Here is a 9,933-nt window from a genome sequence, read left to right as displayed (position 1 = left end):
ACCGGTGTGGCCCGTCATGAGGGCGGTCGGGGAGCGGGGGTACACCGCGCCTGCTCGCACGGGATCCGTGCCGCTCGATACGAGACCCTTTGGCGTGGCGGGGTGCGCTGTGCCGCTTGCGCGGACCGTGCCGCTCGACACGAAACCAGATGGCGTGCGGCGTGTGTCGCGTCGCCGGTGCGGGACCGGTGTCGCCCGACACTAGGCCTGCCGGTATACGTCGCGTCGCCTGCATGGCTGGTGCCGACCCCGACACGGGGGCAGTCGGTGTGCAGGGTGCGCCTTGGCGCGCGTGTGAACGGTACCTTCTGGTCAGTTCGATCCGTTGCCTTCTTCAGGTGGGCACCGACCAGAGGGAATACGTTGCTGCACTTGCGCATGATCAGCCCGCCGGAGTCGACCGATGACGTGTTGTCGGTGCTCGCCGCGAATCCGGGTGCCACGCATGTGACGTTGGCGCGCGGGGTGGCGCTGGAACCGGCCGGCGACCTGATTCAGGCCGACGTGGCCCGGGAGGCGGCCAACGACGTGCTCGAGGAGTTGACCGCGCTCGGCATCTGCAAAACCGGTGGCATCACGCTGGGCCCGGTCGAGACCGTGCTGTCCGAGGCGGGGGATCGGGCGGTGGAGGACGCGCCGGGCGATCCGACGGACGCGGTGGTGTGGGAGGAACTGCTGGCGCAGGTGCACGAGGAGTCGACGCTCAATTCGAGCTTCCTCGCGTTCCTCACCATCGCCTGCCTGCTCGCCGCGGTGGGTGTGGCCACCGACTCGCCGGTGACGATCGTCGGCGCGATGGTGGTGGGTCCGGAGTTCGGTCCGCTGGCCGCGTTCGCGGTGGGCCTGGTGCTGCGCGATTTCCGGCTCGCGCGCCGGTCGGCGCTGGCGCTCGCCATCGGATTCCCGGTGGCGATGCTGGCCACACTGGTCGCGACCCTGCTGTGGGAGCAGTTCGGATGGATCACGCTGCACGGGGTGGAAAGCGTCAAGAACGTCGACTTCATCTATGAGGTCGGGCCGTTCTCGCTGGTGGTCGCGCTGCTTGCGGGCGCGGCGGGCATGCTCTCGCTGGTGACCGCGAAATCGGCGGCGCTGATCGGGGTGTTCATCTCGGTGACGACCGTGCCTGCGGCCGGATTCGCTGTGGTGGCAGCGACTTTGGGGGAATGGCAGGTCGCGTTCATGTCCGCCGGTCAGTTGGCGGTGAACCTCGCGGGCATCGTGATCGCGGGCGTGATCGTGCTGCAACTGCGTCCGCGCGCGGGCAGAGCGGCGGGCCCGGTCGAGCGTTTCAAGCATTGGCTCGGCATGCGCGCGGTGGGATCCACTGCGCCCCCGCGTCTTTCACAGCGGTAGTGCGAGCGGTGAAAGACGCAGGGACACTGCGGGATCAGAGTGCCGCGACGACGCCCCCCGTGAGGGTGCGGTAGGCGTAGGTGACCGCGATGACCGAGACCGGACCCGCGATCAGTAAGCCGAGACCGCAGAGCAGCGCGCCGACGAAGGTCACCAACAACACCGACAGGGTGAGCAGCAGCACCGGCCAGATGTTCGCGATCACCAGCATCGCACTGGATTTGATTGCCTCGAACGGTCCCTCGTTCTGATCGACGACGAAGTGCAGCGAGAACATGCACAGGATGCCGACGACCAGACCCGGCAGCAGGCAGGCTGCGGACGCGATACAGGTCAACGCGAACGCCAGCAAAGCGGTGAGCAACACGTTGCCCGCGTTCACGAAACGGAAGTACGAGCCGAAAGATGGCTTGGTGCCGTCGGTTTCGTACAGTGCGCCGCGCACCATCGCCGCCTGGAGCAGCCACACCCCCGCGAGTACCGCGAGGAAGATGAGCAGCAGCGGCAACATCGATGTCGGGTTCGTCAGCTGCACGAGCACCACGAACGCCAGATAGATCACCAGACCGCAGGCGACGACGGCCAGCCACGGGCCGAAATTCGAGCGGAAACGCTCCCAGCCGTAGCTGAGCGCCTGGCCGACATCGAGCGTGCCGGGTGCGGTCGCGGCCTGTTGATAGCCGTAGACCGGCTGGTCGGGCGGCAGTGCGCCGGGCGGCGGCGCCATGCCGGGCTGGGCCGCGTACTGGTCCGGCGGCGGCCCGTAAGGCGCACCGGTTCCGGGCGGGCCGTAACTGGGTTCCACGGGCTGCTGTGCGGGCGTTCCGGGCGGGCCGTAGCTCGGTTGCGGGGTCTGTTGCGGCGGCGGTCCCGACGGACCGTAACCCGGCTCCTGCGGCGTGTAACTCGGCTGCGGAGGCGTTCCGGTGGGCGGGTAGTCCGGTTGCGCGGATTGCTGTGGCGGCGTTCCGGAGGGCGCGTAGCTCGGTTGCGCGGATTGTTGCGGAGGCGTTCCGGAGGGCGGGTAGCCCGGCTGCGCGTGTGTTCCGGTGGGCGCGTAGCCCGATTGCTCGGATTGCTGCGGCGGCATTCCGGTTGGCGCATAACTCGGCTGTGCGGATTGTTGTGATGGCGTACCGGGTGGCGGCGCATAGCCCGGTTGCGCGGACGGTCCCGACGGATCGTGACTCGGCGCTGCGGACTGCGGCTGCGGCGCACCACCCGGCTCATAGCTGGACTGTTGCCGAGGCGCCATCGGCGGCGCGGATTCGACCGGTTCGCTGCCGTACTGCGCCGCGCCCGGACCCTCGAACTGCGGGTATCCGGCCGACCCTGCCATCTCGTGCCTGCCGTGTCCGGCGCTCGGCTCCGCGGGCGGCGGAGTGGGACTTTCGTGTTGGCCGGACCGCGCTGCGCGGCGCTCGTCGTCTCCGTGATCGGGAGCGTCGCCAGTGGATTCGCGGGGCGGGGGAGGCGGTGTGCCGGTCATGCCATAGACCTTTCCACTCAACTGGTTTGCGGTGTGGCGCAGAGCAGTTGACGATGAGAAAACCTGACGGGTGCAATGGTGTCAAGCAACGAGCCCGCGTTCGGTAACCTCGAGCGAGACACGCCGAACGACGCGGAAAGGTTGTGTAACCGCTCGCTAGAAGTGACCCGATGCGAGTAACTTGAATGGCGATGACCGCACTATTGGCCGAACGCGCCGCCGAAGTCGTGTCCGCAGCGCAACAGTTGCTCACAAAGCGAATGGGTGCTCCGGTAAAGCTGAGCGATCCGATCGAACTCAGCGGTAGTGGTAGAACGACGGTTCTCCGTGTGCGTGTTGCGGAAAACGCCTTCTCGTTGCCGCGTACCCTCATCGTCAAACAGGTCCGCGGACACGCTCAGGACCGCACCACGGGTGGTCTTGCCCCCGGAGTCGCCAGCATCGACTCCGCGTTCCTCCGTGAAGCCGTGTCGTATCAGTTCACCACCGCCTTGAGCCGGGAACACCGGCCCGGTGCCTACCTGATCGCGCACAGCTTGCCGGAACGGTTGCTCATCCTCAGCGACCTCGGCGAGAACTCGCTACTCACGCAGGTGCTGCAGTCCGGCGCCGAACCCGCGACCAGGAACGCGCTGATGGCGTTCGCGCAGGCGCTCGGTCGCATGCACGCCGCCACGGTCGGCCGCGAGGCCGATTTCGTCGCGCTGCTGCGCCGGGTCGACGTGGTGCATCGGGTAGACGGCATCGCGCAGCAGGCCGAATCGGCGATCGCCGAGGTGCCCGGCCTGCTGCAGCGCGAACTCGGCATCGAGGTGCCCGGCGAGATCGCCGAGCGCATCGTGCGCGGTAACCGGTTGTTCTCTGCGGGACGGTTCCGGGCGTTCAGCCCGTCGGATCTGTGCCCCGACAACGTCATTCTCAACGAAGAGGGCGCTCGCTTCCTGGACTACGAGTGGGGCGGTTTCCGCGATGCCACGCTCGACATCGCCTACGCGCTGGTCTCGTTCCCCGGCTGCCTCTGCGATTTCGAACTGTCCCGGGAACGGGCCAGTCAGATGGTCGAGGCGTGGCGGTCCGAGGTCGTCGGCGTCTGGCCGGCGCTGGCCGACGACGAGTTGCTCTCGGAGCGCATTCTCGAGGCTCGGCTCATCTGGGTCTGGCTGTCGACCTACTGGTTCCTGCCCGCCGACCACGCGCGCATCGCCGCCGCCCGCGAACACGGACTGTCCGTGCCGCGCTCGGAAGCGCTGATCAACCGCTGGGCCGCGCTCGCCGAAGACGCCCGATGCACCGGCGACGACATCATCGGTGACTTCGCCGAGGACGTGTCGGCCATGCTGGAAGAGCGCTGGTCCGAGTAAACCCCACGGCCACCACATAATTGAGGGTTTCCGAGAACTGCTGTCTCGCCGTATCCTGAGCTGTTCGCCAGGGTGGGGAAAGAGGTAGCCCGATGAGCGATGTCCTGCTGATTGTCATCGTTGTCGTTGTTGTGCTCGCGGTCGGTGCGGGCGCGGCGGCGCTGGTGGTGCGCGGGCGAGCGCGTCGCCGAGCTGCCGCCGAGGATGCGCTCACCCGCGCCCGGCGTAGTGGTAGCGCCTTGAGCGGAGGCTACGTGCGCAGCCGAAATCGCCGCCGCCGCAAGAAGAAAGACTTCGCTGACAAGACCATGGGCGGCGCCGGTACGGACCTCGGCGGCTCCGGCGGTGGGGGTTGCGGGGGCGGCGGACTGTGAACGCGTGTGGGAGAGGAACGGTCCGATGATCTATGTCGTGGTGGGAATCGTCGTGCTGGTGTTGATCGCGGTAGCGATCGTGCTGGTGCGGCGCCGACGCAGCGCCTACCGAATCGAAGCCGGCGACCCCATGACCCGCGCCCGCGCCGCAGGCAGCGCGCTGAGCGGCGACTACCGGCGAGGCCGGCGAAACCGACGTCTCCGCAAGAAAGACGCCCGCTGGTGGGCCCTCGGCAGCGCAGGTATCGGCATCGGCGGAGGTTGCAGCGGAGGGGACGGCGGCAGCTGCGGAGGTGGTGGTGGTTGCGGTGGTGGTGGTGGTGGAGGCGGTGAATAGCGCCGTCGACGCGCAATCTGGGCTCGGTCGCGCGCAGGTACACGGCCGTTGGCCACACGGCGCGGCGGTGGTGGTTGCGGCGGGGCGGTGAATAGCGCCGTCGACGCGCGATCTCGGCTCGGTCGCGCGCAGGTACACGGCCGTTGGCCACACGGCGCGGCGGTGGTGGTTGCGGCGGGGCGGTGAATAGCGCCGTCGACGTGCGATCTCGGCTCGGTCGCGCGCAGGCACGCGGCCGTTGGCCACACGGCGCGGCGGTGGTGGTTGCGGCGGGGCGGTGAATAGCGCCCTCGACGTGCGACCTCTGCTCGATCGCACACGGCCGTCGGCCACACGGCGCGCAGCCCGCAAGTCAAATGAGTCGCGACTCGGCAGCGTCGTTCGCGTGCACGCTGGGTGGCTCTCGGTGGTTGTCGGGCCTGGCTATAACGCCTAGTGCCACATCCTGTTTCGATCGCGTCCACAGTTCGGTGGCGCGCAGCGGTCGCGCTCGGAGTGGCGGATGGGTCGACCCTCAGGTGATGGGGGAGGGGCGGGGTTCCAGGCGGCCACCGGTGGGGACGGCGAGCGAGGTGGCGTGGCGGACTGCGGAATTCGGGTCTGCCACGTCGAGAAGGTAGAACCAGTCCATTTGGGTTTGGGCGGGGGTGATCTCCAGTACTCCGTAGCCGTGCGAATCCAGTTCCACGTAGCGCATGTGGTGGTTCACGCCCTTGATCGACTCGGCGATCGGCGCGGAATTCACCTTCAGCAGATCGCCGACACTGGTCGAGGTGACCGACGGGACGACGAACTCCGCGCCGACCGTGGGGCCGCCCGGATAGTTGGCGGCATCGACGGGAAGGTCTGCGGCCCAGGAAGAATGGATGTCGCCGGTCAGGAACACCACGTCGCCGACCTGCTGTTCGGTGATCGCGCGGAACAGCCGCTGCCGGTCCGCGGTATAGCCGTCCCACTGGTCACCGTTGACGATGACGCCGGACTGTGGCACTCCGATAGTGCCGGTGATGGCCGCGGTGGTCGCCGGTTCCAGTGGCGGGAACACCAGCGGCGCGATCATCACGGAATTGCCGACGAGCTTCCACTGCACCGGAGCGGAAGCCAAACCGGCGGTGAGCCAATCCATTTGGGCCTTGCCGGTGATCGTGCGCGCCGGGTTGTCCGCCTCACGCCAGCCCGCGCCCGGCTTCGCCTCCTGGTCGCGGTAGCTGCGCAGATCGAGCATGGACAACTCGGCCAGGGTGCCGAAGCGCAGTCGCCGATAGATCTGCACCTCGGTGCCGGAACCCTTGGCGCGCACCGGCATCCACTCCAGGTAGGCCTGCGCGGAGGCGGCCTTGCGATCGGCCCAGTTGCCTTCGGTGACCGGATCGTGGTTGCCCGCACCGCCGGACCAGGAGTTGTCGGCGGATTCGTGATCGTCCCAGGTGCAGATGAACGGGAGCAGTGTGTGCAACGCCAGCAGATCCGGGTCGGTCTTGTACTGCGCGTGCCGAATTCGGTAGTCGGCGAGGGTGACGGTCTCGTTCGCCGGGTCGTGCGGGCGCACAGTTCCGTTGCGGCCGCCGTACTTTCCGCGGCCGTACTCGTAGATGTAGTCGCCCAGGTGGATGATGGCGTCGAGGTCGGCGCGCGCGGCCAGGTGCCGGTACGCGCCGAAGTAGCCCGCCTCCCAGTTGGCGCACGACACGACGCCGAACCGCAGGCGCTCCAGTGCGGCCGAGGTGGCCGGCGCGGTCCTGGTCCGGGCGACCGGCGAGGTCTCGCCGAGCGCGCTGAACCGGTAGAAGTAGTCGGTGCCCGGGGTGAGGCCGGCTACGTCGACCTTGACGGTGTGGTCGGAAGACGCTGTGGCAGTGACGGTTCCGGAGGCAGTGATCGCGGAGAAGCCTTCGTCGGCGGAAATCTCCCAGCGCACGTTCGTCGGTTCACCCACACCCGACCCGGGCGCGGCGTCCTCGGACACGGTGACCCTGGTCCACAGGATGACGCCGTCCGGCAGCGGATCGCCCGAGGCGACGCCGTGCCGGAACACGGGCGCGGCGGCCGCGGCGGAACCGGCGGCGAAGACCGCCGTCGCGGTGGCCGCCACCGCCGCACCACCCTTGAGCAGGGTGCGGCGCGCAATGGGTCCGAGCTGCACAGAATCTGAAACAGTCACGTTTTCAGCCACGAGTATTGATCACATCCGATCCGGGGGTCCCACGCAAATCGGCTCGCCGAAACCGCCCAGAACCCGCCGTGCTGGTCGGAGTTCGTGGAGGCGGGTCGTCTGGATTCGCGACCTGGTCGCACGATCACCAGGTAATGGTGGCGGACGGCTCTCGGCCGATGCCGCCACCATCACCTGGTGATCAGGTGACCAGGGGGGTGCTGCGCTGAGTTGGCCGTCTCCGTGGCGACAAACGGGGGTCGCTCCTGGCGATTCGGACGCCGGAGTGCACGCACGGGCCGTTGGGGCGGCGCCAACCGGCTCAGCCGAAGTCGGGCGGTGATCAGGAGGCAGTGATGGCGGCATATACCAAGAGGCGTCCGCCACTACTACCCGGTGATCATGGGATCAGTGGCATCACCCGGCTTCCGCAAGTGCGTCGCCGTGGGGTGGCCGGGTGACCAAGGGAGATGGTGTGGTGACCAAGGGAGATGGCGGCATCGGCCGAGGTGTGCGCCGCCAGCACCTGGTGATCAGGTGATCCAGCGGTACCGCGGTGTCCGTAGGTGCGGACGCCGTGGGTGGTCGGGTGATCAGGAGGAACTGGTGGCGGCATCGGTCGAGAGGTGTGCGCCGTCAGTTCCCCCTGATCCCTCGACCAGGTTGCGTTCGCGCGGTCCGGCGGCGCGGAGGCGCGACTGACCGGGTGGCGCGGGGGCGCGACTGACCGGTGGTCGGCTGACCGGTGGCGCGGCGGCGCGGCTGACCGGTGGCGCGGGGGCGCGGCTGAGCGGTGGCGCGGGGGCGCGGCTGAGCGGTGGCGCGGGGGCGCGGCTGAGCGGTGGTCGGGCTGACTGGCGGCGTGGTGGCGCGGTGGTGCGGCTGAGCGGTGGTCGGGCTGACTGGCGGCGTGGTGGCGCGGTGGTGCGGCTGAGCGGTGGTCGGGCTGACTGGCGGCGCGGAGGTGCGGAGGTGCGGCTGACGGTGGCGCGGAGGTGCGGCTGAGCGGTGGTGCGGTGGTGCGGCTGAGCGGTGGTCGGGCTGACTGGCGGCGTGGTGGCGCGGAGGTGCGGCTGACGGTGGTGCGGAGGTGCGGAGGTGCGACTGACGGTGGCGCGGGGGCGCGGCTGAGCGGTGGTCGGGCTGACTGGAGGTGCGGAGATGCGGCTGACGGTGGCGCTGAGGTGCGACTGACGGTGGCGCGGGGGCGCGGCTGAGCGGTGGTCGGGCTGACTGGCGGCGCGGTGGTGCGGTGGTGCGGCTGAGCGGTGGTCGGGCTGACTGGTGGCGCGGTGGCGCGGGGGCGCGGTTGACCGGAGGCTCGGCTGATCCGCTGACCCGCTGACCCGCTGACCCGGTGGCGCCGTGGTGTGGTTCGGCTGGTGTGCGGGGTTTGTCGGTGTGGCTCGGTAACGTTGGGAAATGTGAGTGAGCTTCTGCGAGCGAACCGGGGACGCGGCGGGGTATCGCTCGCGACGGAGCCGCGTGTCAGCGGGGCGCAGTCGTGAGCGATGGCTTGTTCGACGTGCCCGGCGGTGATGTGCCCGCCGAGCACAGCATCGATACCGTGGTGCGCCGGGACGCCGGGGCCCCGCTGGCGGTGCGGATGCGGCCTGCCTCGTTGGACGAGGTGGTCGGGCAGCAGCATCTGCTCGGCCCGGGTTCGCCGCTGCGCAGACTGGTCGAGGGATCGGGGGCGGCGTCGGTGCTGCTGTACGGTCCGCCCGGCACCGGCAAGACGACGCTCGCGTCGTTGATCTCGCATTCCACCGGGCGACGGTTCGAGGCGCTGTCGGCGTTGTCGGCGGGTGTCAAAGAGGTGCGCGCGGTGATCGATGTGGCGCGGCGCAGGCTGTCGGTGGGCGAGCAGACCGTGCTGTTCATCGACGAGGTGCACCGCTTCTCCAAAACTCAGCAGGACGCCCTGCTCGCCGCGGTGGAGAACCGGATCGTGCTGCTGGTCGGCGCGACCACGGAGAACCCGTCGTTCTCGGTGGTGTCGCCGCTGCTGTCCCGCTCGCTGGTGTTGCAGTTGCAGTCGCTCACCGAGGACGACATCCGGCAGGTGTTGCAGCGGGCCATCCACGATCCGCGCGGCCTCGACGACCAGTACACGGTCTCCGACGAGGCGCTGGAGCACATCGTCCGCATCGCGGGCGGCGACGCCCGGCGCGCGCTCACCGCACTGGAGGCCTCGGCGGAATCCTCGCTGGACGGCACGGTCGGTGTCGAGCTGGTCGAGGCCAGCGTGGACAAGGCCGCCGTCCGTTACGACCGCGCGGGCGACCAGCACTACGACGTGATCAGCGCCTTCATCAAGTCCATCCGCGGGTCCGATGTCGATGCCGCGCTGCATTATCTGGCGCGGATGCTCACGGCGGGGGAGGACCCGCGTTTCATCGCGCGCCGGCTGATGATCCACGCCAGCGAGGACATCGGCATGGCCGATCCGACGGCATTGCAGACCGCTACCGCTGCCGCACAGGTGGTCCAGCTGGTCGGACTGCCCGAGGGGCGGCTTGCCTTGGCGCAGGCCACCATTCATCTGGCGAGCGCGCCGAAGTCGGGTGCGGTGGTCGCCGCGATCGGCGCCGCGATGGCCGATGTCGCGGCGGGTAAGGCGGGGGCGGTTCCGCCGCATCTGCGCGACGGGCACTACGCGGGCGCGGCGAAGCTCGGCAACGCCCAGGGCTACAGGTACCCGCACGACAACAAGGACGGCGTGCTCGCCCAGCAGTACCCGCCGGACGAGCTGGTCGGCGTCGACTACTACCAGGCCACCGACCACGGGCACGAACGCGAGGTCGGCCCGCGCGTGGACAAACTGCGCCGCATCATCCGCGGGCGGTAGGGCGGCGAACGGA

Annotated in this window: 7 protein-coding genes; 5 read left to right on the top strand and 2 right to left on the bottom strand. The window is 69.2% G+C overall.

What is annotated here, in order from left to right; translation table 11 throughout:
• The first annotated feature begins 363 nt into the window (after positions 1-363).
• On the top strand, positions 364-1,356 hold the full coding sequence (locus tag NVU01S_RS29550; protein ID WP_244467580.1) for a DUF389 domain-containing protein: 993 nt from the start codon (positions 364-366) through the stop codon (positions 1,354-1,356).
• 34 nt (positions 1,357-1,390) lie between these two features.
• Here the strand turns inward: NVU01S_RS29550 and NVU01S_RS45025 are convergent, their stop codons facing one another.
• The gene (locus NVU01S_RS45025) at positions 1,391-2,845 is read right to left on the bottom strand and encodes a hypothetical protein (protein ID WP_244467579.1); all 1,455 of its coding nucleotides are present in this window, start codon (positions 2,843-2,845) and stop codon (positions 1,391-1,393) included.
• Between the two features lie 191 nt (positions 2,846-3,036).
• Here NVU01S_RS45025 and NVU01S_RS29540 point away from each other — a divergent pair, with 191 nt between their 5' ends.
• The 3 genes from NVU01S_RS29540 (at position 3,037) to NVU01S_RS29530 (ending at position 4,917) form a co-directional block, all read left to right on the top strand.
• Entirely contained in the window at positions 3,037-4,206 is a 1,170-nt protein-coding gene (locus NVU01S_RS29540) for a phosphotransferase family protein (protein ID WP_029899096.1), read from the top strand.
• Between the two features lie 92 nt (positions 4,207-4,298).
• Positions 4,299-4,580 carry a hypothetical protein gene (locus tag NVU01S_RS29535; protein ID WP_043683350.1) on the top strand — a complete coding sequence of 94 codons (282 nt, stop codon included), beginning with the start codon at positions 4,299-4,301 and terminating at the stop codon, positions 4,578-4,580.
• A gap of 25 nt (positions 4,581-4,605) precedes the next feature.
• The gene (locus tag NVU01S_RS29530) at positions 4,606-4,917 is read left to right on the top strand and encodes a hypothetical protein (RefSeq protein WP_043683348.1); all 312 of its coding nucleotides are present in this window, start codon (positions 4,606-4,608) and stop codon (positions 4,915-4,917) included.
• Between the two features lie 514 nt (positions 4,918-5,431).
• On the opposite strand, the gene NVU01S_RS29525 is transcribed toward NVU01S_RS29530, so the two are convergent.
• Positions 5,432-7,078, bottom strand: coding sequence for an alkaline phosphatase D family protein (locus tag NVU01S_RS29525; RefSeq protein ID WP_043683441.1), 1,647 nt, complete (start codon positions 7,076-7,078; stop codon positions 5,432-5,434).
• A gap of 1,495 nt (positions 7,079-8,573) precedes the next feature.
• Between NVU01S_RS29525 and NVU01S_RS29520 the strand changes: the two genes are divergently transcribed.
• On the top strand, positions 8,574-9,920 hold the full coding sequence (locus tag NVU01S_RS29520) for a replication-associated recombination protein A (protein ID WP_043682972.1): 1,347 nt from the start codon (positions 8,574-8,576) through the stop codon (positions 9,918-9,920).
• The last annotated feature ends 13 nt before the right edge of the window (positions 9,921-9,933 follow it).

The organism is Nocardia vulneris (genome assembly GCF_001613425.1).
GTDB classification, from domain to species: Bacteria; Actinomycetota; Actinomycetes; order Mycobacteriales; family Mycobacteriaceae; genus Nocardia; species Nocardia vulneris.
This window is presented reverse-complemented; position numbering and strand designations above follow the sequence as displayed.

Bases quoted from the DNA above. Each gene is read 5' to 3' on its own strand.
- NVU01S_RS29540 (WP_029899096.1), top strand. From the start codon at position 3,037: ATGACCGCACTATTGGCCGAACGCGCCGCCGAAGTCGTGTCCGCAGCG.
- NVU01S_RS45025 (WP_244467579.1), bottom strand. From the start codon at position 2,845: ATGACCGGCACACCGCCTCCCCCGCCCCGCGAATCCACTGGCGACGCT.
- NVU01S_RS29530 (WP_043683348.1), top strand. From the start codon at position 4,606: ATGATCTATGTCGTGGTGGGAATCGTCGTGCTGGTGTTGATCGCGGTA.
- NVU01S_RS29535 (WP_043683350.1), top strand. From the start codon at position 4,299: ATGAGCGATGTCCTGCTGATTGTCATCGTTGTCGTTGTTGTGCTCGCG.